The sequence below is a fragment of the Mycobacteroides sp. LB1 genome, assembly GCF_013449725.1.
Lineage (GTDB): Bacteria > Actinomycetota > Actinomycetes > Mycobacteriales > Mycobacteriaceae > Mycobacterium.
In genome coordinates this window covers 15529-40019 of the sequence record NZ_JACCFF010000007.1, presented here as the reverse complement: position 1 = coordinate 40019, position 24491 = coordinate 15529, and the positions used below count along the sequence as shown (strand labels likewise).

22 protein-coding genes are annotated in these 24491 nt (G+C 64.2%); 14 read left to right on the top strand and 8 right to left on the bottom strand.

The features are described 5' to 3' along the window. The first annotated feature begins 38 nt into the window (after positions 1-38). Genes MLB1_RS21955 through MLB1_RS21945 form a run of 3 tightly spaced genes read left to right on the top strand, consistent with a single transcriptional unit; the run spans position 39 to position 2342 of the window. Positions 39-692, top strand: coding sequence for a 50S ribosomal protein L25/general stress protein Ctc (locus tag MLB1_RS21955; protein WP_180751981.1), 654 nt, complete (start codon positions 39-41; stop codon positions 690-692). 36 nt (positions 693-728) lie between these two features. Continuing rightward, entirely contained in the window at positions 729-1295 is a 567-nt protein-coding gene (gene pth, locus MLB1_RS21950) for an aminoacyl-tRNA hydrolase (protein ID WP_180752247.1), read from the top strand. A 30-nt stretch (positions 1296-1325) separates the two neighbouring features. Further along, entirely contained in the window at positions 1326-2342 is a 1017-nt protein-coding gene (locus MLB1_RS21945; RefSeq protein ID WP_180751980.1) for a beta-ketoacyl-ACP synthase III, read from the top strand. A 72-nt stretch (positions 2343-2414) separates the two neighbouring features. On the opposite strand, the gene MLB1_RS21940 is transcribed toward MLB1_RS21945, so the two are convergent. The 3 genes from MLB1_RS21940 to MLB1_RS21930 form a co-directional block, all read right to left on the bottom strand. After that, positions 2415-2618, bottom strand: coding sequence for a hypothetical protein (locus MLB1_RS21940; RefSeq protein ID WP_180751979.1), 204 nt, complete (start codon positions 2616-2618; stop codon positions 2415-2417). Continuing rightward, positions 2619-4268, bottom strand: a complete 1650-nt coding sequence (locus MLB1_RS21935; RefSeq protein ID WP_180751978.1) for a fatty acyl-AMP ligase — start codon at positions 4266-4268, stop codon at positions 2619-2621. It lies immediately after the preceding gene. Positions 4269-4560: 292 nt separating this feature from the next. Further along, complete coding sequence (locus MLB1_RS21930; RefSeq protein ID WP_180751977.1) at positions 4561-5511, bottom strand: 4-(cytidine 5'-diphospho)-2-C-methyl-D-erythritol kinase; 951 nt, start codon at positions 5509-5511, stop codon at positions 4561-4563. Between the two features lie 83 nt (positions 5512-5594). Here MLB1_RS21930 and MLB1_RS21925 point away from each other — a divergent pair, with 83 nt between their 5' ends. Beyond that, on the top strand, positions 5595-6485 hold the full coding sequence (locus tag MLB1_RS21925; protein ID WP_180751976.1) for a helix-turn-helix domain-containing GNAT family N-acetyltransferase: 891 nt from the start codon (positions 5595-5597) through the stop codon (positions 6483-6485). On the opposite strand, the gene MLB1_RS21920 is transcribed toward MLB1_RS21925, so the two are convergent. Beyond that, positions 6482-7144 carry a TetR family transcriptional regulator gene (locus MLB1_RS21920; protein WP_180751975.1) on the bottom strand — a complete coding sequence of 221 codons (663 nt, stop codon included), beginning with the start codon at positions 7142-7144 and terminating at the stop codon, positions 6482-6484. The genes MLB1_RS21925 and MLB1_RS21920 overlap by 4 nt on opposite strands. A gap of 248 nt (positions 7145-7392) precedes the next feature. Here MLB1_RS21920 and MLB1_RS21915 point away from each other — a divergent pair, with 248 nt between their 5' ends. The 4 genes from MLB1_RS21915 to MLB1_RS21900 are packed head-to-tail and all read left to right on the top strand — an operon-like array spanning position 7393 to position 13105. Further along, positions 7393-7788: an MmpS family transport accessory protein gene (locus MLB1_RS21915; protein ID WP_219603042.1), complete on the top strand. Its 396-nt coding sequence runs from the start codon at positions 7393-7395 to the stop codon at positions 7786-7788. Further along, positions 7785-10751, top strand: coding sequence for an RND family transporter (locus MLB1_RS21910; RefSeq protein ID WP_180751974.1), 2967 nt, complete (start codon positions 7785-7787; stop codon positions 10749-10751). Before MLB1_RS21915 ends, MLB1_RS21910 begins: the two co-directional genes overlap by 4 nt. Positions 10752-10797: 46 nt before the next feature. Further along, positions 10798-11601, top strand: a complete 804-nt coding sequence (locus tag MLB1_RS21905; RefSeq protein ID WP_180751973.1) for a serine/threonine-protein kinase — start codon at positions 10798-10800, stop codon at positions 11599-11601. A gap of 19 nt (positions 11602-11620) precedes the next feature. Next, positions 11621-13105: an amino acid permease gene (locus MLB1_RS21900; RefSeq protein ID WP_180751972.1), complete on the top strand. Its 1485-nt coding sequence runs from the start codon at positions 11621-11623 to the stop codon at positions 13103-13105. Positions 13106-13211: 106 nt separating this feature from the next. On the opposite strand, the gene rsmA is transcribed toward MLB1_RS21900, so the two are convergent. The 3 genes from rsmA to MLB1_RS21885 all read right to left on the bottom strand — a co-directional run bounded on the left by rsmA (position 13212) and on the right by MLB1_RS21885 (position 16172). Continuing rightward, positions 13212-14108: a 16S rRNA (adenine(1518)-N(6)/adenine(1519)-N(6))-dimethyltransferase RsmA gene (gene rsmA / locus MLB1_RS21895; RefSeq protein ID WP_180751971.1), complete on the bottom strand. Its 897-nt coding sequence runs from the start codon at positions 14106-14108 to the stop codon at positions 13212-13214. Next, positions 14072-15199: a transglycosylase family protein gene (locus tag MLB1_RS21890; protein ID WP_371750683.1), complete on the bottom strand. Its 1128-nt coding sequence runs from the start codon at positions 15197-15199 to the stop codon at positions 14072-14074. Before MLB1_RS21890 ends, rsmA begins: the two co-directional genes overlap by 37 nt. 73 nt (positions 15200-15272) lie before the next feature. Beyond that, on the bottom strand, positions 15273-16172 hold the full coding sequence (locus MLB1_RS21885) for a TatD family hydrolase (RefSeq protein ID WP_180751970.1): 900 nt from the start codon (positions 16170-16172) through the stop codon (positions 15273-15275). A gap of 31 nt (positions 16173-16203) precedes the next feature. On the opposite strand from MLB1_RS21885, the gene metG reads away from it, so the two are divergent. The 5 genes from metG (at position 16204) to MLB1_RS21860 (ending at position 22005) form a co-directional block, all read left to right on the top strand. After that, a complete protein-coding gene (metG, locus tag MLB1_RS21880; protein ID WP_180751969.1) occupies positions 16204-17754 on the top strand; it encodes a methionine--tRNA ligase in 1551 nt (516 codons plus the stop codon). 86 nt (positions 17755-17840) lie between these two features. After that, positions 17841-18998 (top strand): FAD-dependent oxidoreductase, encoded by a 1158-nt coding sequence (locus MLB1_RS21875; protein ID WP_180751968.1) that lies wholly within the window; start codon positions 17841-17843, stop codon positions 18996-18998. A gap of 4 nt (positions 18999-19002) precedes the next feature. Further along, entirely contained in the window at positions 19003-19887 is an 885-nt protein-coding gene (locus tag MLB1_RS21870; RefSeq protein ID WP_180751967.1) for an RNA polymerase sigma-70 factor, read from the top strand. A gap of 41 nt (positions 19888-19928) precedes the next feature. After that, on the top strand, positions 19929-20747 hold the full coding sequence (locus MLB1_RS21865; protein ID WP_180751966.1) for a GNAT family N-acetyltransferase: 819 nt from the start codon (positions 19929-19931) through the stop codon (positions 20745-20747). A gap of 4 nt (positions 20748-20751) precedes the next feature. Further along, positions 20752-22005 carry an aminodeoxychorismate synthase component I gene (locus tag MLB1_RS21860; RefSeq protein ID WP_180751965.1) on the top strand — a complete coding sequence of 418 codons (1254 nt, stop codon included), beginning with the start codon at positions 20752-20754 and terminating at the stop codon, positions 22003-22005. Here MLB1_RS21860 and rsmI read toward each other — a convergent pair. Then, positions 21989-22822: a 16S rRNA (cytidine(1402)-2'-O)-methyltransferase gene (gene rsmI / locus MLB1_RS21855; RefSeq protein WP_180751964.1), complete on the bottom strand. Its 834-nt coding sequence runs from the start codon at positions 22820-22822 to the stop codon at positions 21989-21991. The genes MLB1_RS21860 and rsmI overlap by 17 nt on opposite strands. Positions 22823-22908: 86 nt before the next feature. Between rsmI and MLB1_RS21850 the strand changes: the two genes are divergently transcribed. Next, positions 22909-24462, top strand: a complete 1554-nt coding sequence (locus MLB1_RS21850; RefSeq protein WP_180751963.1) for a phospholipid carrier-dependent glycosyltransferase — start codon at positions 22909-22911, stop codon at positions 24460-24462. Positions 24463-24491: the final 29 nt, after the last annotated feature.

Sequence of the window (24491 nt, the reverse complement as noted above, 5' to 3'; positions counted from 1 at the left end):
CCTGCGCCGTGCCTAACGAGACGCAAGGAGTCGACCACATGTCCAAGAAAAACGCCCCCAGCGGCAATAACCTCGACGTGACCGTCCGCCAGGACACCGGTAAGGGTGCCTCGCGCCGCGCGCGTCGCGACGGCCTGGTCCCCGCCGTCCTGTACGGCCACAACACCACCCCCGAGCACCTGAACCTGCCGGCCCGTGATTTCTCGGCCGTGCTGCGTAACTCCGGCACCAACGCGGTGCTGACCCTGAACATCGAGGGACGCGAGCAGCTGGCCCTCACCAAGACCATCGAGATTCACCCCATCCGCCGCAACCTGGTGCACGCCGACCTGCTGGTCGTGCGCAAGGGCGAGAAGGTCACCGTCGAGGTGAACGTCCACATCGAGGGCGATGCCGCGAGCGGCACCTTGGTCGCCCAGGACGCCAACACCCTGGAAATCGAGGCCGAGGCGCTGTCGATTCCCGACCACCTCACCGTGTCTGTCGAGGGCCTTGAGGCCGGTACGCAGATCACCGCAGGTTCGATCGAGCTGCCCGCGGGTTCCACGCTGATCTCCGACCCGGACACTCTCGTTATCAACGTGGTCGCCGCGCCGACCTCCGACGAGATGGACGCCGAGGGCGGCGGCAACGAAGGTGCCGGCGAGGCTTCTGCCGCAGGCGACGCCGCCGAAGCCAGCACGGAAGAGTAGGTCGAGTACGTCGTGCCCGACTTATCCGACGATGCCGTGCTGGTGGTCGGCCTGGGCAACCCCGGGCCGACCTACGCCAAGACACGGCACAACCTCGGATTCATGGTCGCCGATCTGCTGGCGGCCAAGGACGGCGCGACATTCAAGCCGCACAAGAAGTCCGGCGCCGAGGCGACGACGATTCGTCTCGGCGGCCGGGCCGTGAACCTGGCCAAGCCCCGCACGTTCATGAACACCTCGGGCCCCCAGGTTGCCGCGCTGGCCAAGTTCTTCTCGGTCTCCCCGGGGAATGTCATCGTGCTGCACGACGAGCTGGACCTCGATTTCAGCACCGTACGGCTCAAAATCGGCGGCGGCGAGGGCGGCCACAACGGGCTGCGCTCGGTGTCCCAGTCATTGGGCACCAAGGACTACCTGCGGGTTCGTCTGGGCGTAGGCCGTCCGCCCGGACGCAAGGATCCGGCCGCCTACGTGCTGGAGAACTTCACCAAGACGGAGGCCGAGCAGGTGCCGCTGCTGTGCGAGCATGGCGCCGATGCGACGGAGCTCCTGGTTCGCCTCGGCCTGGAGGCGGCACAGAACCAGGTACACGCCTGGGGCTAGACGTCTGGATGTGCCCGCTATGGTCTCCTCATGACCGTGATAGCGGAGACCACCGGCGTCAACAAGATCGGCCTGCTCAGCCTGGGGACGTACCGTCCCGAACGCGTCGTCACCAACGATGAGATCTGCGAGCACATTGAGTCTTCGGACGAGTGGATCTACACCCGCACCGGGATCAAGACCCGTCGGTTCGCTGCCGACGATGAATCCGCCCAGACCCTGGCCATCGAAGCCGGACGCAAGGCCATCGCCAACGCCCTGCTCACCGGCGCCGAGATCGACGCGGTGATCGTTGCCACCAGCACCCACTACTTGCAGACGCCGGCGTCCGCCCCGGCCGTCGCCACCGTATTGGGCGCCCAAGGTGTCCCGGCGTTCGACCTGTCCGCCGGCTGCGCCGGGTTCGGCTACGCAGTGGGCGTCGCGGGCGACATGATCCGCGGCGGCAGCGCCAGCAAGGTGCTGGTAATCGGTACGGAAAAGCTCTCCCCCGCATTGGATATAACCGACCGCGGCAACTGCTTCATCTTCGGCGACGGAGCCGGCGCGGTTGTCGTCGGCGAGACCGCCGAACAGGGAATCGGCCCCACGGTGTGGGGCAGCGACGGAAGTCAGGCCAACGCTATTCGGCAGGACATCGACTGGATGGATTTCGCGGCCAAGCCCGAAGGCCCGCGTCCTTATCTGCGGATTGAGGGAACCTCGGTATTTCGTTGGGCGGCATTCGAAATGGGCAAGGTCGGCCAGCGCGCCCTGGAGGCCGCGAAGGTGGGCCCCGAGGACATCGACGTGTTTGTCCCGCATCAGGCCAACAGCCGGATCAACGAGCTGCTCGCCAAGAATCTGCACCTACGCCCGGATGCGGTGATTGCCAACGATATCGAGCACGCCGGCAACACCTCAGCCGCATCGGTTCCGCTGGCCATGGAGGGTCTGTTGTCGACGGGCGCCGCCAAGCCCGGCGATCTGGCGCTGCTCATCGGCTACGGTGCCGGACTGAGCTATGCCGCCCAGGTGGTCAAGATGCCACCGGTCCCATTCGAGTGATGCGCCCGTCGCGACAGTAACGCCACGCAGGCATTTCGGCTCGAACTCCTGCGTGGAGGTTACTGTCGGCCTTCAGAGCACGATGACGTCGTGCACGGCCGTGACATAAAAGGTACTCGAATCACGCCCTGCAGTTCCGTCACCGTCGGCACCGCTGACGACTACCCAGACATCTTCCAGCGGCCAGGTATCTCCGAACCAGATATCTTGCTCGACATCATTGCCGTGCCACGAGATTCGCGCGTGTTCCCCTTGCTCGGGGTCACTCGACAGCACCTAGATGACGAGCGCCACCGAAGTCGACCTACGCAGCTTGCCCGACGGAGTCTTGGGAATGCTGCCCGGTCCGAGCACCACCACATTGCGCGGCCGCACATCGACCTCGGCGACGACCTCGTGAGCGACCTGCTGCTCGATCCGCCGAACCTCGTCCGCATTCTCGAATGCGTTGGACTCCACCACAACCGCGAAGGTCTCGCGCTGGTTCTTGGGATCGACTCCGGCCTCCAGGCGCACCGCGACGGCACAGCCGGGCCGCACGCCCGCGACGCGACCCGCGGCGCGCTCGATATCGGTCGGGTAGATATTGCGCCCGGCCATGATGATGACGTCCTTGACGCGGCCGCACACCACCACGTGTCCCTTTTCGGTGAGGTAGCCGAGGTCACCGGTGTTGTACCAACCGTGTTCGTCCTGTGCGTCCAGCAATCCGCCCATGGTGACGTAGCCGGGGGTCACCGACTCGCCGCGTAGTTCGATGACGCCAACGCCGCGCGGGGGCAACACGTTCAGATCCTCGTCGATGACCCGTGCCTCGATACCCGGCAGCAGCGGGCCCAGTGTCGCCAGGTGGCGCAGGTTTCCGCGGCTAGCGGGAACGGCACGGCGCAGGGCTGCCAGCAGGTCGGCATCGACCTCGTCGACGATGAGGCCACCGGCCTCGACCTCCGAGAAAGACACGGCCAGTGCGGTTTCGGCCATACCGTACGCGGGCACCATCGCAGACCACTTGAACCCGAACGGCTTTCCGGCATCACACAGGTCCTTGACCACCGCCGGGTCCACCGGCTCGGCACCGGAAAGCACGAACCGCAACGTCGACAGATCGAAGTCACCCGGCTTGGCCTGGTTACGCAACCGCTTGGCGAACAGCGAGTACGCGAAGTTCGGGGCGGCCGTCATAGTGCCCTTGTACTTGTCGATCAGCCTGCCCCACAACAGAACATCTTTCATGAAGTCCAACGGGGTGATCTTCACCAGCTCGGCGCCGAAGAACATCGGCACCGTCAGGAAGCCGACCATGCCCATATCGTGGAACAGCGGCAGCCAGCTGACCATCACGTCCGATTCGGGCTTGTACTTGGAGGCGACGTACATGCCGTGCGCGTTGGCGTACAGGTTGCGGTGGGTGATCTTCACGGCCTTAGGAGATCCGGTAGATCCGGAGGTCAGCTGCATGAGCGCAACGGCGTCCTCGTCGACCTCGATGGGCTCGAGGGGCTCGGCATCCCACAGATCCTTGATGTGGACGACGATGACGCCCTTCTCCTCCAGCACCGGAGCGGCGGCATCGAACGGCGCGGACACGATGACGGCCTTGGCGTCGATCATCTCGACGACCTTAAGGGTGTCCTCGGCCCACACCGCCAGGTCGGTACGCGGGGTCGGCTGGTGCAGCATCGTCAGCGAGGCACCGCGCATCCACACTGCCTGGATCGCCGGGGCGATCTCGATGGGCATGCCAACCAACATGCCGATCGCATCGTCGGGGCCGAGGCCCGCTGCGGCCAATCCACCGGCGAGCTGCTTGGCGCGCTCGTGCACCTGCTTCCAGGTGTGCCGAACAGGAGTATCGGGTTCTCCGGTGACCATGCCCTTGACGCTGGACAGCGCGTTGGCATACAGCTCGTCGGTAAACCTGCTCACAGTTTCCTCCTTGCCTCGGCCCGATTGGGCGAGTCACGCTTCCTTATCGGATGGTCCGCCACCGGTGCCGCGACGTGCAGTAGACACGCGCAGGCCTGGTAGCAGCGGATTCATATCGTTCAGGTGACAGTCCGGCTGCCTTCTTTTGGTCCGGTAGCATCTTAGGCTTTTCTTAATCAGCGACCAAACCCACTGTGATCTGGGCGTACGGCGTGTCGCGATGATCGGCGTGTTGGCGCAAACAGATCAAGGCACATAAGAAGCCGATGCCCTTCGCCCGAGAGGCTCATCGCTAGCCGTCGCTGCGTCCCCGCACCACCTGCGCACCGTGAACCGGCCCGCTAGCCACCCGGACCGTCCGGCACACACCCGCACCCGCCAGCTCGGCGCTCACCTGCAGCGCATCCTCGGCGGAGGTGCACAAGAACGCACAGGTTGGGCCCGAACCGGACACGATCCCCGCGAGAGCACCCGCGGACTCTCCTGCCCGTAGCGTCCGCCGCAGACCGGGGTTCAGGCTCACCGCCGCGGCCTGCAGCTCGTTACCGAGCAGCGGCGCCAATCGGCGCGCATCACCCGCGGCAAGTGCACCAAGCAATTCGTCAGACTCGTCAAGTCGCGGCGGATTGCCGTTCTCACGCAGCCGGTCGATCTCCCGGAATACGTCCGGTGTGGACAAACCACCGTCGGCGAAGGCGAACACCCAGTGAAAGACATTGCGCGCCAACACGGTGGCCAGCTGCTCGCCCCGGCCCGTGCCCAGCGCGGTTCCCCCATGCAGCGCGAACGGCACATCACTGCCCAACCTCGCGGCCAGCTGGTGCAGATCGCGGCGCGGGACTCCGGCCCGCCAAAGTTCGTTCATCGCGACCAGCACCGCTGCCGCGTCGGCGGATCCGCCGGCCATACCGCCCGCGACCGGAATGTCTTTGTTGATGAAGATCGAGACATCGGGAGCACGGCCGACGTGGTCGGCGAAGAGCTCGGCAGCCTGCCAGGCGAGATTGCGTTCGTCGGTGGGCACCGTGCCCTCGCCCTGCCCGACGACGTCGACGGACAACACATCGGCATCTCGAACCGTGACGTCGTCGGCCAGCGAAACCGCGTGGAAAACCGTGGTGAGCTCGTGGTAGCCGTCATCACGCAGGTCGCCGATGGCGAGATACAGGTTGACCTTGCCAGGCGCCCGGACGGTTACCGCGCCGGTAGGCAGCCAATCGGAGACGGTCTCGGACACGCCCATGAGGGTACGTTCTGGCGGCGCGAATGGCCGTTACCCGTCAAACAACGGAGACATCGCGGCTTTATCTGACTAAAGTCAGATAAATGACCGATGCCCTGGTGGACGGCCTGCGCAGCTTCAACAGAACCGTGACGCAGCGAATAGGAGTTCTCGAGAGCGAATATCTCGCACGCGACCGCCCCCTCGGCCAGTCGCGGGTGCTGTGGGAGATCGGCGCGAGGGGACGCGATATCCGCGAACTGCGCGCCCAACTGGGCCTGGACTCCGGATACCTCAGCCGGCTGTTGCGGGCGCTGGAAGGCACCGGGCTCGTCGAGGTGACCGCAGCCGAAGGCGATACCCGGGTGCGCACCGCACGCCTCACCGAAACCGGTCGTGCCGAACTGGACGAGCTCGATCGCCGTTCCGATGACCTGGCCCGATCGATCCTGGCACCGCTGAGCGCGAATCAGCGGCGACGGCTCGCCGACGCCATGGCCGAGGTCGAGAGACTCTTCGTGGCCTCGCAGGTTCAGGTCGGCATCGTGGACACCCGCTCCCCGGAGGCCCGCTCCTGCATCCGCGCCTACTTCGAGGAAATTGCCGCCCGGCTGGACAGCGGCTTCGACCCGGCACTGGCACTGCCCGCCGGCGATACCGAACTGTCCGCCCCTGCCGGGCTTTTCCTCGTCGCGAGCCTGCATGACCAGCCCGTGGGCTGCGGTGGGCTGAAACTGCCCCGTGACACCCCGGTCGCCGAGATCAAACGCGTGTGGATCTCCCCCAACGTCCGCGGCATGGGCCTCGGGAAGCGAATCCTCGCCGAACTGGAGCGGCAAGCGATGACGCACGGCGCCACTGCGATTCGCCTGGATACCAATCGGGCACTCACCGAGGCGATCGCGATGTACCGCTCGGCGGGGTATCACGAGGTCGCTGCGTTCAACGACGAGAGGTACGCGCACCACTGGTTTGAGAAACGGCTCGACGCCTAAGGCTCTTTCACGTACCCGATACACGTGGCGGCGAGTAGCCGGGTGAGCGTGCTGCCGAAATCGGTGTCCCAATCGTCCGGAAAGCCGGGCTCTTCGGCGAAATCATGTTCGAGACCCTCGGGAGGATGGGTGAACTGCCAGAGCATCCCAGCGAGCGCGAAGGCCGACGTGACGATGTCGAGGGCACTCTTGCGGTCGAGCTCGGGCGTCGACCGTTCTATTGCGTCGACGATCGTCATCGCGGCCGCTTGGTTGGCGCGCTGCGCCTCACGGACGTGGTCGATCTCCACTTCGTGTTCTAGGTGCAGATACTGACTACCCAGCAGGTCGCAGAACAACGGCGCCGCGATGAGAGCACCCGAGAGCGCGGCGCCAACATCTGCGGGTGATCGCTCCCCTGGGCCATTCAGCGTGGCGCACACCGAGTCCGATAGCTCAGCCATCCCCTCGGTCGCGAGCCGCAGTAACACCTCTTTATGTGAGCTGAAATAGCGGCGCACCGCGGAGTGATGGACACCCGCCCGATTGGCCACACCAGTGAGAGTGACCGACGCGACACCGGCCTCCAGCGCGAGCGAGCGCGCGGCTTCTACGATCGTTGCCGCACGTTGACGCTTGTTCTCCTCCGAACGTGCGCGCCGGAAATTGGGCTGTGTCATCCGTCTCAAGATAACGCACGGCGTGTGACTTGCGGGCCAATGAACCCGCTGGTAGGTTGTCCATAACGCACATGTCATGCGTTAAGAAATGAATGCTTCGTACGCTTTCACGTCAACGGTTCACTCCGACGTGCTGCGTGAAGCACTCGTTGTGCAGCTAGTCCGCGGTAAGCGATCTGTTCGACAGCAACGGGTGAAGGGGTCCTCCGATTCTCAGCGTTCTGAAGCGGGCTTGGATCCCGGTAGTGATGGTGCTTGTCATCGCCATTGCCGGCTTTGCGGTATGGCGAATTCGCGGCATTTTCGGTTCACAACAGTTGCCCACCTATGCCGGCAGCATGACCGACGACAAAAACAACTCCAAGCCCAAACGTGTGATGTACGAAATCTACGGTCCGCCGGGAACCGTCGCCGATATCAACTACATCGACAAAGAAGGGGAGCCCCACCAGATCAACGGGGCAGCGCTACCGTGGTCGATTGAGATCGTCACCACGGCGCCGGCAATGACGGGAAACATCTTGGCGCAGACACGTAATGCCAATTCGCTCAGTTGCCGTATCACCGCCAACGACGAAATCAAAGACGAGAGGACCTCCAACGAAGTGAGCGCCTACGTCTACTGCTTTGTGAAGTCCGCATGAGCGGGGCACACGGCAGCGGGGAGCCCACCTTCCTGGCCAAATGGATCCGACGACTCTCCATCCCCATCGTCATCATCTGGATAGCGGTTGTCATCGGCCTCGGCCTGGCCGCACCTCAGTTGGAGCAGGTGGCCCAAGCGAACACCGTCTCGCTGAGCCCCGCCGACGCGCCGTCCATGAAGGCGATGAAGAACATGGGCCGGCTGTTCCAGGAGTCCGACTCCAACAGCGCAGCCATGATCGTCCTCGAGGCCGATAAACCACTCGGCGCCGGCGCACACAAGTTCTACGACGAATTGGTGTCGAAGCTGCGCGCCGACACCAAACATGTTCAGCACGTTCAGGACTTCTGGGGCGATCCCCTCACCGAGTCCGGCGCGCAGAGCACCGACGGCAAGTCGGCCTACGTTCAGCTGAACCTCGCCGGAGACATGGGCGAGACGCTCGCGAACGAATCGATCGAATCCGTCCGTAAGACCGTTGCGGACCTCTCGATGGACGAACACGGCAATCCGAAGCCGATGCCGGACGGGCTCAAGGTGTACGTCACCGGTGCGGCCGCACTTCAGGCCGATATGGCCCATGCCGGCGACAGCAGCATGATCAAGATCACCGGACTGACCTTCATCGTCATCATCGTGATGCTGCTGTTCTTCTACCGATCGATCTTCACCGTGCTGTTGGTGCTCCTCATGGTGGGCATCCAACTGGGCGCCGCGCGCGGCATGATCTCGGTGCTGGGCGACAACCACATCATCGGACTGTCCACCTTCGCGGTGAATCTCCTTGTGGTGCTGGTCATCGCGGCGGGCACCGACTACGCGATCTTCTTGATCGGGCGATATCAGGAAGCCCGAGTCAGCGGGCTGGACCGCGAAGCCGCGTACTACGAGATGTTCCATGGCACAGCACATGTCATCTTGGGTACGGGGTCGACGATCGCGGGCGCCATGTACTGCCTGAGCTTCACCCGTATGCCGTACTTCCAAACCATGGGCGTCCCCTGTGCCGTGGCGGTCCTGACGGCGGTGGCCGTCGCCCTCACGTTGGGGCCTTCACTGATCACCATCGGCAGCCGGTTTGGGCTGTTCGAACCCAAGCGCGCCATGCGAATTCGCACCTGGCGCCGCATCGGCGCCGCTATCACGCGCTGGCCCGGCCCGATCCTGGCGGCCTCGCTGGCGATCGCCATCATCGGCTTGGCCGCACTTCCCGGATACAAGACCAGCTACGACGACAAGAAGTACATCCCCAAGGACATCCCCGCGAATCAGGGATTCCAAGCCGCTGACCGACACTTCGATCCGGCCCGGATGAACCCCGAGATGCTCGTCGTGGAATCTGACCACGATATGCGGAACTCCACAGACTTCCTGGTCATCGACAAGCTCGCCAAGGCCGTCTACCGCGTACCGGGAATTGCTCGCGTGCAAGCGATCACCCGCCCGCAGGGCACACCGATCGAGCACAGCTCCATTCCATTCCTCATCAGCGCGCAGGGCGTCGGCCAGATTCAGAACATGAAGCTGATGAAGGACCGCATGGCCGATATGAAGGTCCAGTCCGACCAAATGGGCGTCATGGTCGGCGTCATGAAAAAGATGCTGGCCAGCATGACCGAGCTCACCGGTGTGATGCACAGCGTGGTGAGCGATATGCACAAACTTCAGGGCACCATCCACGACATGCGGGACAGTATCGAGAATTTCGATGACTGGTTCCGGCCGATCCGTAACTACTTCTATTGGGAGAAGCACTGCTTCGATATCCCGATCTGCCAGGCATTCCGGTCGATCTTTGATGTGCTGGACAAGATCGACGAGTTGACCGAGACCATGGACGTGATGGTCACGACCATGGACAAGATGGATCTCCTGATGCCGCAGATGGTCGCGGACATGCGGGACATGATCCCCCTCATGGAATCCATGCAGAACATGATGGCGACGATGCACAGCACCATGGGCGGCATGTACGACCAGATGGACGAGATGAGCAAGGACTCGACCGCCATGGGCAAGGCGTTCGACAAGGCCAAGAACGACGACTCGTTCTATCTACCGCCGGAGATATTCGACAACCCCGATTTCAAACGCGGCCTCAAGATGTTCTTGTCCCCCGATGGCAAGACACTGCGCATGATCATCTCGCATCGCGGTGACCCCACGTCACCCGAAGGACTTTCACATATCGAGCCGATCAAGCTGGCGGCCGTCGAGGCGGTCAAGGGCACACCGCTGGAGGACGCCAAGATCGAACTCGGCGGCACTGCAGCGACATTCAAGGACATGGCCGACGGCGCCCGCTACGACTTGCTCATCGCCGGCATATCCGCGCTGTGCCTGATCTTCCTGATCATGCTGCTCATCACCCGCAGCTTCGTCGCGTCGCTGGTGATCGTCGGCACCGTACTGCTGTCCCTGGGCGCATCGTTCGGCCTGTCGGTCATCATCTGGCAGTACATCTTGGGCAAAGAATTGCACTGGATGGTCATGCAGATGGCGATCATCGTGCTGCTCGCCGTGGGCTCCGACTACAACCTGCTACTGGTTTCCCGACTCAAGGAAGAACTCCCGGGTGGCTTGAAGACGGGCATGATCCGGGCCATGGGCGGCACCGGCAGTGTGGTGACCTCCGCGGGCCTGGTCTTCGCCTTCACGATGATGGCCATGGCCATCAGCGATCTCACCATTATCGGTCAGGTGGGTACCACCATCGGTCTTGGTCTGTTGTTCGACACCCTGGTGGTGCGGTCCTTCATGACACCGGCCATCGCGACCCTGCTGGGCCGCTGGTTCTGGTGGCCGCTGAATGTGCGCGCCAGGCCGCTGCCCCCGCCGAGAACACCTCGGGCACCGGCGTCCGCTCAGCCTGTACCGCCTCCCCCGGCGCCGGCACCCGTCGGCGCGGGACCGGATCCAGTGACTGGAGTGTCTTCGGAGTTTCCCAGACACGCGTACTAGGGTGAAATCCCCCACCGCGCTGGGTGACTCATGACACCCTCGGTGCATGCCTGCACCGGGTGACGAATTCAACGGCTACGTCATCGACTCAATTGCGGGCCGCGGCGGGACTGCACAGGTCTACCTGGCACACCGGGCTGCCGGCGATGACACCGGTACGGTTGCGCTGAAGGTACTGCACCCACGGCATCGCAACCCGGAGAACATCGACCGGCTGCACCGAGAGTTCGATCTGGCCCAACGGTTTTCGCATCCCCGCATCATCACGGTCTACGAACGCGGTGACGCCTGGCTAACCATGCAGGCACTCGACGGCGGCTCGGCGAAAGACCTGGTGGGAACGGATCAGAGCTGGGTCATCCCGATCAAAATGACTGCCCTGCAACAGATCGCCGGAGCACTCGATTACATCCATGAAGCCCAAGTGGTGCATTGCGATGTCAAGCCGTCCAACATCATGCGCACTCGCTCAGGTAATGCCGTGCTCACCGATTTCGGTATCGCGCAGGAGCGTGCGGACGGGCCCAAGGTGCCCGTTGTGCAAACCTCGCTGCCCTACGCGGCGCCTGAGGTGCTGCGAGGACTGCCCGTGACGGCAGCCACCGATCAGTACGCGCTGGCCTGCACAGCAGTCGAGCTATTCGACGGCAAACCCCCGTTCACCGCACACACGGCGATGAAACTCGCCGACCTGCATCTCAACGCCACCCCCTGGCCGATCTCCTACCGCCATAAGTACATCCCCCGAGCTTTCGATTCCATCGTGGCCAAGGCCATGGCCAAGGATCCGTTAAGCCGCTACCCGACATGCACCGAATTCATAACACTTTTGACACACGCGATGACCTAATCCCCGGTACCGTCGCCCCATGGCGTCCCCGGCTAACTACGACATGTCCGCCCTCGCCCGTGAGGACGAGGGCTATCACAAGGGCCTGAAGAACCGGCAAGTCCAGATGATCGGTATCGGTGGGGCCATTGGCACCGGTCTGTTCATGGGTGCGGGTAAGCGCTTGCACGAGGCCGGACCGGCGTTGTTCATCGTCTATGCCGTCTGCGGCATATTCGTCTTCTTCATGCTGCGCGCCCTCGGCGAGCTGGTGCTCCACCGCCCGTCCTCGGGATCCTTTGTCTCTTATGCCCGCGAATTCCTTGGCGAGAAGGCCGCATACGTCGCAGGATGGATGTACTTCGTCAACTGGGCAGCCACCTCGATCGTGGACGTCACCGCCATCGCCCTGTACATGCACTACTGGGGTGCGTTCAAGGCTGTCCCGCAGTGGACCATCGCGCTCATCGCACTTGTCATCGTGCTGACCATGAACATGATCAGCGTCAAGGTCTTCGGCGAGATGGAATTCTGGGCAGCACTCATCAAAGTCGTTGCGCTGGTGACCTTCTTGATCGTCGGCATCGTGTTCCTCGCCGGCCGATACACCGTCGAGGGCGCCACCACCGGCCCATCCGTGATTGCCGACAACGGTGGGCTCTTTCCCACCGGTGTGCTGGCGCTGGTCGTCATCACCTCCGGGGTGGTATTCGCCTATGCCTCAGTGGAGTTGGTGGGCACCGCCGCAGGCGAGACCGAGAACCCCGACAAGGTCATGCCGAAGGCGATCAATGCGGTGGTCATCCGCATCGCCGTATTTTATGTCGGCTCACTGGTTCTCCTGGCATTGCTGCTGCCGTACACCACCTACAAGTCCGGGGAGAGTCCATTCGTCACCTTCTTCTCGCGGGTGGGGCTGCCGCACGCCGGTGACATCATGAACTTCGTGGTGCTCACCGCCGCACTGTCGAGTCTCAATGCGGGCCTGTACAGCACCGGCCGGATTCTGCGCTCCATGTCCATGAACGGCAGCGCACCACAAGTGTTGTCACGCATGACATCCAACGGAGTTCCGTTCGCGGGTATCGCACTCACCGGATGCTTCACCGTGGCCGGCGTCTTCATGAACATGGTGATCCCCGAGCAGGCCTTCGAGACCGCGCTGGATGTCGCCGCACTCGGGATCATCGCTTCCTGGGCCACCATCGTCATCTGCCAACTGCGGCTGTACCAATGGTCACAGCGGGGCATCCTGCAGCGCGGCAAGTTTCAGATGCCAGGCGCCCCGTACACCGGGTACGCGACGCTCGTCTTCCTGGTCGTGGTGCTGTTGCTCATGTGTTACGAAAACTATTGGAACCTGGTGGCTCTGGCGATCTTTACGCCCCTGCTCATCATCGGCTGGTACCTGTCGAAGGAGCGCGTCCTGCAGCTGGCGCGCGAGCGGGTCGGCTACACCGGGCAGTATCCGGTGATCGCAGAGACTCCCATGATGGACGACCCGCCCAACCTCGGCGATAAATAGTCGGGCGCGGAGGCTCGAGTGTGTGAATTCTGTCGAGAATTCGCACAAAACCAACACAATCCGCACACTCAGCGCCGAAGTGAGACAGCGCGGGGAAACCCGGACGCTAGACGGACTCCGAACGCTCCAGCAGCCTCGCGAAATCGGCGACATCCAACGTCTCCCCGCGACGCGCCGGGTCGATGCTGGCGGCCAGCAGCCGACGTGCCGACTCGTCACCCGAGCCCGCCCATTCGGCGAATGCATTACGAGATGTCTTGCGGCGCTGCGCGAACGAGATATCGATGAGATCGAAAAGCTCGCGGCGGAACTGGGCGTCGGACGGCCATGTCGCGTCCGGGTGCCGATCGATACGCACCAGACCCGAATACACCCGCGGAATCGGCCAGAACACCGCCGGGGACACCGTGCCGAGGCGCTTCACCTTCCCGAAGTAGCGCACCTTGACGCTCGGCACACCGTAGATCCGCGAACCGGGCTCGGCCGTCAGTCGATCGGCCACCTCGGACTGGACCATCACCAAAAGTGTCTTCACCGAGTCGAATTCGGTCAGAATCCGCAACAGTGCCGGGACTGCGACGTTGTAAGGCAGGTTGGCCACCATCGCCGTCGGCTCGCCCGGAATATCGGCGGGGGTGAGCTTCAGTACATCCTGGTGAATCACCGAGAATCGGTTGAATTCGCTGTGCGAGTGCTCCTTGATGGTGGCCGGCAGCCGCCGCGCCAGCACCGGATCCACCTCGACCGCGGTCACCTCGCACCCCTTGTCGAGCAACCCCAACGTCAGCGAGCCCAGACCGGGCCCCACCTCGATGACGTGATCGCCCTTACCGACACCCGATACCGACACAATGCGGCGAATGGTGTTGGCATCGTGAACGAAATTCTGGCCCAGAGTCTTCGTCGGTCGGAAGTCGAGATCCTTCGCCAGTTGTCGAATCTCGGTACGGCCGAGCAGCGTGATGGTCAGCGGGCACCGACTCTCGCGCTGCACACCGGCCATGCGCCCCAACCCTGCACGGCCAATGTCTTCTCGGCGATGGCGATCTGCTCCTCACGCGTCGCGAGGTCAGCACGCGGCGCGTACTTGTCGCCACCGTGCGCCAGCCAGGTGCCGTAATCGAACTGCACACCACCGTAGAAACCGTTACCCGTATTAATGGCCCAGTTGCCACCGGCCTCACAGGAGGCCAGTGCATCCCAAGCGGATCCGCGAGTGATCGTGGGCACCTCGGTGCCCGGCTTCGCACCAACCCGCAGCACCGAGTCGCGGGCGGGGGTGAGCACGTTGTTCGATACAGGCATGCGGCCGGTTTCGCGACCGTTGATCGTCAACACCGAGTACACGATGTCCTGGGATCCGGGCGCACCCGGGTCCTCGACCACCGAGCGGCTCATGTTCATGCTGGCGTCTTGGATCTTCTGAGGAGTCGGCGTCAACGAGGCCTGCTCGGTCACCTGGCTGACCCGGATGCGCGTCACGGTGATCGGCATATCAGCGGTCACCGGCGTGCTAGCCGAAGGCTCGACGGTGTCGAACTGCTGCAGCGGGTTGCCGCTGGCCTCCAGGAGCTTCCCCACGGTGGGGGCGGCGATCCGCGGTGTGCTGATAGCGCCACCATCGTTGAGCTGCACGGTCTTGGCGCTGACGACTGGCAGGGCCATGCCTTCCAGCGGGAGGCGGCTGCCACGGGTGGCAGCGGTCGGCGCGGTGTCGGTCATCGACAGGTCGGACAATGCCTCGTTCACCGTGGTGGCAGTGGTCCAGACCTGCTGGGCGCCCTGCCCGTCCACCGAGATGTCCAGCGGCCGAGAACGCTTCAGAACAATCGTGTCGCCATCGCGGACCGCGTCGTGCTTGGCGGGGGCGACATCGTCGCGCTCGGAGAGCGCATATCCGTAATCGGAGAGAACGTCGGACACCTGCGACTTGACGGTCGTGACCGTCATCGCGTTTCCGTCGACGTTGAGAGTCAGAGTTTTGTGCGCAGCGATGGCGTAGCCGCCGCCGGCGCCGATCACTACCAGCAGAGCGGCCACCAGGGCGCGTAGCAACGGCGATCGCGTTGCGTTGAGCTTTGTCAGTGCATTCACGAGTAGGAGATTCCTGCGTTCGTTTCGGTGCCTTGATACCGGACGTCAACGGTGACCAGCCCCGGCAATGTGATCACGACACGGTAACGAAAGCATCGCACGGAGGCAACTCATCAACAATCTTGAACACCCTGATGGCCGTCGCGGTGGATGCGGCGGCTAATCGCTCGGCACGTTGCCCGGTTATTTCCGCGAGCGCACGAACGGTGTACGGCAGGCAATACGACTCGTTGGGCGCACCCCGATACGGATGCGGTGTCAGGTAGGGCGCGTCCGTCTCTACCAGCAGCTGTTCGTCGGGAATGAGCGCAGCTGCCTCGCGCAGGGCGCGTGCATTCTTGAAACTCACCGTCCCCGACAGACTCAAGATCCAACCCTCAGCGACGCACTTTTTCGCCATTTCGGCGTCCGATGAAAAGCAGTGGAAGATAACCGAGGGCGGCGCGCCCTCCGACTTCAGCACGTCGAGCACTTCGGCATCGGCGTCACGGTTGTGAATCATCAGCGGCTTGCCCGTCCGCTTAGCCAGCTCGATATGCCAAGCAAATGCTTCGCGCTGAACCGACGGCTCCGCACAACCCTCCAATCGACCCGGCCAATACAGATCCAAACCGGTCTCCCCGATCGCCACGACGCGAGGATGTCCAGCGAGCTTTTCCAGTTCATCGCGTGCGCTGTCGGTGAGATCGCCCGCGCGCGTGGGATGCAGGGCGACGGCGGCATACACCCGCGCATCGCCCTCGGCGGCCGACACCGCCCACCGCGCCGACTCCAGGTCATCGGCCACGGTCACCACACGCCCCACTCCGACCGCCGCGGCGTGGTCGACGATGGCACGGACGTCCTCGACGGTGTCGGCACCGCAGGCATCTAAATGGGTGTGGGCATCGATGAGGGGCGCGAGCGGCAGCGGGTCGGGCGGGCGGGAACGAACGCGGTCGGGCGGGGCTTGCCGTTTATCGCCGGGCGTCATGGTGTTCCCAGTCTATAAAGTGACAGCCACTATGGCCGATCCGTTCTACATCACCACTGCTATCGCGTATCCGAACGGCGAGCCGCACGTCGGCCACGCATACGAGTACGTCGCAACCGACGCCGTCGCCCGCTTCAAGCGGCTGGACGGCTTCGATGTGCGGTACCTCACCGGCACCGACGAGCACGGTTTGAAGGTGGAGCAGGCGGCCGCGGCGGCCGGAATCCTCCCGGCGCAGCTCGCGCGCCGCAATTCCGATGTCTTCGAGGCGTTACAGCGCAAGCTCAACATCTCCTTCGACCGATTCATCCGTACTACCGACCCGGATCACTACGAGGCATCCAAGGCGCTCTGGCGCAAGATGGCCGATAACGGCGACATTTACCTCGACACCTACTCCGGCTGGTACTCGGTGCGCGACGAGGCGTACTACACAGACGCCGAGACCACCGTCGCCCCCGATGGCACTCGCACCGCCACCGCGACGGGCACCCCCGTCGACTGGACCGAGGAGCATTCCTACTTCTTCAAGCTGTCGGCCTACCAGGACAAGCTGCTGGCGCATTACGAGGCGCATCCGGAGTTCATCGGGCCGGTGGTGCGTCGCAATGAGGTCGTCAGCTTCGTCTCGGGCGGGCTGCGCGATCTGTCCATCTCCCGCACCACCTTCGACTGGGGGGTTCCGGTACCCGACCATCCCGATCACGTCATGTACGTGTGGGTGGACGCCCTCACTAACTATTTGACGGGGGTGGGCTTCCCAGACACCTCATCGGAGTCGTTCAGGCGGTACTGGCCGGCCGACGTACACATGATCGGCAAGGACATCATCCGATTCCACACCGTGTACTGGCCCGCCTTCTTGATGTCGGCCGGAATCGAGCTGCCCAAGCGGGTTTTCGCGCACGGCTTCCTCACCAACAAGGGCGAGAAGATGAGCAAGTCGATCGGCAACGTCGTTGACCCGATCAACCTCGTCGACACGTTCGGCCTGGACCAGGTGCGCTACTTCCTACTGCGCGAAGTGCCCTTCGGGCAGGACGGCAGCTACAGCGAGGACGGGCTGATCGGGCGGATCAACGCCGACCTCGCCAACGAGCTGGGCAACCTGGCTCAGCGGTCCCTTTCCATGGTGGCCAAGAATCTCGGCGGAATCGTGCCGGAGCCAGGCGAATTCACCGTCCACGACACCGAGCTCCTCGGCGCTGCCGGCGCGCTGCTGGAACAGGCACGTACGCATTTCGATGTGCCCGCCATGCATCTTGCGCTGGAGGCGATCTGGCAAGTACTCGGCGCAAGTAACCGGTACTTCTCTTCCCAAGAACCCTGGGTGCTCGGGAAGAGTGACGATGCGGCCGATAAGAAGCGCTTCGACACGGTGCTGTTCACGACGCTCGAGGTGGTGCGGATAGTCGCGCTGCTGGTGCAACCGGTGATGCCCGATTCGGCCGCCAAGCTGCTGGATCTCTTGGGCCAGTCCGAGGATCAGCGCGACTTTGCGTCCATCGGTGAACGCCTGAAGCCGGGGCTGAGCCTGCCCGCGCCCACGGGGGTTTTCCCCAAGTATCAGGTGGTCAAGTAGTTCGCCAAGGGTGATCCCAGTCACGGTCTGTCACAGATTTCGTTCCACCGGTGTCTTGAGGGCATCCAGGATGAAAGGAGTGCACCATGACCACACAAACCAATGTCATCGTGATCGGCGGGGGTTACGCGGGAACCCTGGCGGCGAATCAGCTGCGGGCTAACCAAGACGTGACCGTAACGCTGGTCAATCCGCGGCCCCATTTCGTCGAGCGGATCCGTTTGCACCAAATGGTCGCCGGTAACCGGGGCGCGACGGTCGACTACAACCAGCTGCTCAATCCGGCGATCCAGCTCGTCGTCGACAAGGTCACCCGCATCGACGCCGGCGGTCAAAAGCTGGAACTGGCCTCGGGTGCAGTGCTGCCATACGACTACCTGGTGTACGCCGTGGGAAGTACCGCGACGGCCCCCAACATCCCGGGTGCGGCCGAGTACGCGTTCTCCATCAATGAGTTCGAGCACGCGCAGCAGGTGCGAGCACGGTACGAGCGGCTGGCACCGGACGCACCGATCGTCGTGGTCGGCGCGGGACTTACCGGCGTGGAGCTGGCCGGAGAACTCGCCGAGGCTGGACGACAGGTAACCCTGATCTGCGGCTCACAATTGGTGCCCTCGATGGGCGAACCCGCCCGGCGCGCGGTGGCCAAGCGGCTGGCCAAGCTGGGCGTGGAGGTGCTGTTGCCCGCGACCGTCACCCGGGTGGACGAGCATGCGGTGATCCTGTCCGACGGACGCGAACTACCGAGCGCACTGACCGTATGGACCGCAGGTTTCGGTGTGCCGCAACTGGCTGCGGACAGCGGACTACACACAGACGCGCTCGGGAGGCTGATCACCGACGAGACCCTGGTGAGCGTCGACGATCCGCGCATTGTCGCGGCCGGTGACGCCGCCAGCCCGTCGGGCGTGCCACTGCGGATGAGCTGCCAGGCCGCCAGTCCGCTTGCCGCGCGGGCGGTCAAGACGGTGCTGGCGTTGGTCGACGGGCTGCAGCCGGTAGCAGGCGGGCAGATCTTCGTCGGGCAGAATGTCAGCATCGGACGCCGCGCCGCTGTCATCCAGACCTCACGAGCCGATGACACGCCGCGCAAGCTGTTCATCGGTGGCCGTGCCGGTGCCGCCATCAAGGAAATGGTATGCCGCGGAACGGTTTACTTCCTGACGCAGGCCGCCAAGCATCCGAAGGCCTACTACTGGCCCCAGGGCGGCGTACGCACCGAAGCACTGCTCTCTGAGGCCTAACGCCATGAATCACGCCGACCTGTTCACCCACCTGCGCCCACTGCTGTTCACCATCGCGTACGAGATGCTCGGGTCGGCAACCGAAGCCGATGATGTCCTGCAGGAGAGCTATCTGCGGTGGGCGCAGGTGGACCTGGACACGGTGACAGACACCAAGGCGTATCTGGCGCAGATCGTCAGCCGCCAATCGCTGAACACCTTGCGTGCCAATAGCCGTCGGCGCGAGGAATACGTGGGGCCGTGGCTGCCCGAACCCATGCGGGTGGCCGAGGACGACGCCTCGACCGATGTCGTCCTGGCCGAATCGGTGTCGATGGCGATGCTCGTGGTGTTAGAAACCCTGGCACCGGACGAGCGTGCGGTATTCGTCATGCGAGAGGTCTTCGGCTTCGACTACAGCGAAATCGCTTCCACCGTATGCAAATCGGAGGCCGCGGTGCGTCAGATGGCGCACCGCGCCCGAGAGCATGTGCAGTCACGCCGGCGCCGGTTCACCCCCACCGACCAGCAGACCGAAGAACTAACCACCAAGTTCCTGCTGGCCGCCGCCGGCGGCGATGTCGAGGCGCTGGTGGAAATGCTGGCCCCCGACGCGGTGTGGACATCCGACGGCGGCGGCAAGGTCAGTGCCGCACGGCGTCCGGTGTACGGGGCCGACAGAGTGGCACGCGTCGCGATCGGGCTCTCGCGGGCGGCCGCCTCATTCCCCGATGTCCGCCTGGAGCTGAGCACCTACAACAGCATGCCCGCCCTGCTGATCTACAGCGAAGGACGTCTTGACGCCGTACTTGCCGTCTCGATCACGGATGGCAAGGTGGCGCATGTTTTCGCGATCCGCAATCCCGACAAGCTGGCCACCGCCGAAACAGCGCGCCACATCAGCAGATAACCGGTGGCGGTCGGGGCGGATCTTCGGACACAATCACCCACATGTTCTGTGATATCGAGATGGCTGCGCGCATCGAACGCGCCGAAGCCGACACCATTGCCGCGGGAACCGCGAGGTACGAGAACGGCCTTGTGATGTCGCTGGCCGGCGGCGTCGCGTCGTTCGCCGCGCCGGACGCGCCCCTGAACAAGATCGCCGGGCTCGGGTTCAACGGTGTGCCAACAGAATCCGAGCTGGACGCCATTGAGCAGGAGTTCGCCGCGCGCCACACCCCGGTTCAGGCCGAGGTGGCGAGCCTGGGCGATCCCGCCGTCTGCGAGCTGCTGACCCGTCGAGGCTATCGACTGGTGTCCTTCGAGGACGTACTGGGCCTGACACTCCGCGACATTGCGGCGCCGGTGGTTCCCGACGGCATCACGGTGCGGCACAGCGGGAACGATGAGCTGTCCAGCTGGCTCGATGTGGTGGTCGAAGGATTTGCCGTACCCGATGAGCAAGGGGTCCCGTCCCACGAATCGTTCCCGCGGGAGGTGCTATCCCGCGCCATCGAGGCGCTCTCCACCGTTGCGGGGGAGCAGCGCTACATCGCACTACGTGACGGAGCGATTGCCGGCGGCGCCAGCATGCGTGCCCTCGACGGCATCGCACAGCTCAACGGTGCGGCCACCGCTGCCCCACATCGTCGTCGCGGTATCCAGACAGCTCTGCTGACAACCCGGCTGCACGACGCCGCGCAGGCCGGTGCGGACTTGGCGGTGGTCACCACCCAGCCCGGTTCCGCATCCCAGCAGAACACCCAGCGCCAGGGCTTCTCCCTGTTGTACACCCGCGCGATCCTGGTGAAGGGTCTGCGAAACTAGACCGATGCGCGTTCAGCAGCTCGGCGACCTCGGCCCCGCGCCGACCGTGCTGCGCGCCATCGCCGTCGCGGCAGCCGAGACGGGCCGACCATCACCGGCGGCATTGACCGGATCCTGGTTCGGCTCTCAGGCAATCATCGCGCCCGCATTGTCCGCTCGCCCTGTGCTGCCGCGACAAGCGTTCAGCGACAAAGTGTCTGACGTGGGCCCTGTTCCGCCGGGTGCCGTGGGGGGCGGCTGGATCGGCTACCTCGGATATCCGGACCTGACCTCAAGGAGCGAGGCTCGACGACTCCCGGCGGCGGCCGGCGGCTGGACCGAAGCGGTGCTACGCCTCGACAGTGACGAATGCTGGTGGTACGAAAGCCTTCTCGATAGGTACTGTCCTGAGTGGATACTCCACGCAGTCACGCAATCTCAAGATCCGCTGCCGTGGTGCATCGACTGGACGGCACCTGAGCGCGAACACCATCGCATCGCGGTCGGCCGCTGTCTGGAAGCCATCGCGGCCGGCGAGGTGTACCAAGCCTGTGTCTGCACCCAGTTCCGCGGCGCGCTCGCGGGCGACCCGCTGGACTTCTTCGCCGACGCGGTCGCCCAGACCGCACCGGCGCGCGCGGCCTTCGTATCCGGCGCATGGGGTGCAGTCGCTTCGTTGTCCCCCGAACTGTTCTTGCAACGCAACGGTATCGATGTTCGGTCCAGCCCCATCAAGGGCACACTGGCCGCGACCGAGAATCCCGCAGCACTGTTGACCTCGGTCAAGGATGTCGCCGAGAACATCATGATCACCGATCTGGTGCGCAACGACCTGGGGCGCATCGCCGTCACCGGAACCGTCACGGTCCCCGAACTTCTCGCGGTCTACCCGGCGCCCGGCGTGTGGCACTTGATGTCCACCGTCGCAGCCCAGGTGCCTTTGGAAACCACCGCCGGCGACCTCCTTACCGCTACATTCCCACCCGCGTCGGTGACCGGAACACCGAAAACCCGTGCACGCCAGCTGCTTCGCCAATGGGAAACACAGCATCGGGGGGTGTACTGCGGCACCGTCGGCATGATGTCTCCCGCAGCCGGCCTAGAACTCAACGTCGCGATCCGCACCGTGGAAATCGCACCCGACGGCACCGCCGTTCTCGGCGTGGGCGGGGGCATCACCGCCGACTCCGACGTCGACGCCGAATGGCAGGAATGTCTACACAAGGCGGCCGCCACCGTCGACCTCACGGCGATGGCAGCGCTTAAACCCGCGCTTTGACGACCGCGTCGTAAAGGTCGCGTCGCGACAGCGTCGCGCCGGACTCCCCGATGGCCTTCGCGCAGGACTCACGCAGCCCCATCCCGTCGTCCGTCAACTCCTCCACCCTGGCCACCAGGACGTCGATTTCGGGAACCGGCGGGCCGCCGCCGTCGAGCACCACGGTGATCTCCCCCAGCACGTCGCCCTCGGCCCACGCGGCCAACTCGCGCAGCGTGCCACGCAGCACCTCTTCATGCGTTTTGGTCAGCTCGCGACATACCGCCGCGCGGCGCTCCGGCCCCAGCACCTCCACCGCATCGGCCAGGGTGTCGGCCAGCCGTCGCGGCGACTCGAAGAACACGCAGGTGCGTGGCTCGGTCACAAGCGCGGCCAACCAGCGCTTGCGGGGTCCCTGCTTGCGGGGCGCAAATCCCTCGAAACAGAATCGGTCCACCGGGAGCCCCGATACGGCCAACGCCGTCGTCACCGCCGAAGGCCCGGGCAGACACTTGATCGTTATCCCCTCTTTGACGCATGCCGCGACCAAGCGGTAACCCGGGTCGCTGATCGACGGCATCCCCGCATCGGTGACCACCAGCACGTCATACCCGGCGTGTAGATCGGCCAGCAGCGGTTCGATGCGGCTGGCCTCGTTCTGGTCGTAGAAGCTGATGATCTGCCCGCTGATCTGTACGTCCAGCGACTTGGCGAGCGCCCGAACACGCCGGGTGTCCTCGGCGGCCACCACCGAGGTCTTGGCCAGCGCCTCACGCAGTCGAGGCGATGCATCCCCAGGCTCCCCCAGCGGTGTCGCCGCCAACAGCAAGTTCCCCATCCCGGCAGTTTAGATCCCCAGGTCGCCGCGCTCCTGCCCGCCGGACCTAGATTGCCGCACCGGAGTCCTCCCCTACGATCGACCGTGTGACCGCGCCCGCAACCCTGCCCCCCTCGGGGGAGACGTGTCGGAGCTCAGGCAGCACCGAGTCCCCCGGGCCCCGCATACCGGCCGCGGACTTCGGACCCACCGACCGGCTGCAGGGCTGGGTGATGACCGCCGTCATCACGGCGATCGCGGCGCTCACCCGGTTCATCAATCTCGGAGCGCTCACAGATCGCGGCACCCCCGTCTTCGACGAGAAGCACTACGTGCCGCAGGGCTGGCAGGTCGTCACCAATAACGGCGTCGAGGACAATCCCGGCTACGGGCTCGTGGTGCATCCGCCCATCGGCAAACAGATGATCGCCATCGGCGAATGGCTGTTCGGATACAACTCTTTCGGCTGGCGATTCGCGGCCGCCCTCTCGGGCACGATCCTTGTGCTGCTGGTCGCCCGCATCGCCCGACGGATCGGCCGGTCCACCATGGTGGGCGCCATCGCCGGGGTGCTGCTGATCGCGGACGGGGTCAGCTTCGTCACCGCACGCACCGCGCTGCTCGACGCGTACCAGGTGCTCTTCGTGGTCGCCGCCTTTGGCGCGCTGATCGTCGACCGGGATCAAGTTCGGGAACGGCTGTACAACGCGTATCTCGACGGACGCATTGGCGAGACGGCGTGGGGCCCACGCCTCGGTGTGCGCTGGTGGCGTTTCGGCGCCGGAATCCTGCTCGGATTGGCCTGCGGCACAAAGTGGTCGGGGCTCTACTTCATCGCGTTCTTCGGGGTGCTGTGCATCGCGTTCGACATCGCGGCACGGCGCGCGTATGGGGTACAGCGACCATGGGCCGGCACCCTGCTGCGCGATCTAGGACCCGCCCTGTATGCGCTGCTGGTCATTCCATTCGTCGTGTACCTGGCCTCGTATTGGTCGTGGTTCGCTTCCGAGACGGGTATCAACCGGCACGCCGAGGGACGCCAGATCGGCCTCGGCGGCTGGCTGCCCGATGCCATCCGATCCCTCTGGTACTACACGCACAGCGTGTACACATTCCATTCGACGCTGACCAATGCCAATGGGAATCACCATCCGTGGGAATCGAAACCGTGGACGTGGCCGATGTCGCTGCGACCGCTGCTCTATGCCATCGAGGAAAAGAACATCCCCGGCTGTGGCGCCAATTCCTGTGTGCGCGCGGTGCTGTTGGTCGGCACCCCGGCCATCTGGTGGTTGGCGGTTCCGGTGCTGTTGTGGGCCTTGTGGGCGGCACTGATCCGGCGCGACTGGCGCTATGCGGCAGCACTCGTCGGATACTGCGCGGGGTGGCTGCCGTGGTTCATCAATATCGACCGGCAGATGTACTTCTTCTATGCCACCCCGATGATCCCGTTCCTGGTGATGATGATCGCGTTCATCATCGGCGACTTCTTGCGTAAACCTGTTGCCAACCCAGAGCGAAAATCGTTGCGAATGTTCATCGCAACGTTCTATCTGGCGGTGGTGGTCACCAACTTCGCGTGGCTCTATCCCATCCTCACCGGGGCCGCCATCTCACAGTTCATGTGGAACATGGAGATGTGGCTGCCCAGCTGGCGCTGATTTCCGACGCCGCCGAAAAGGGGCCGCGC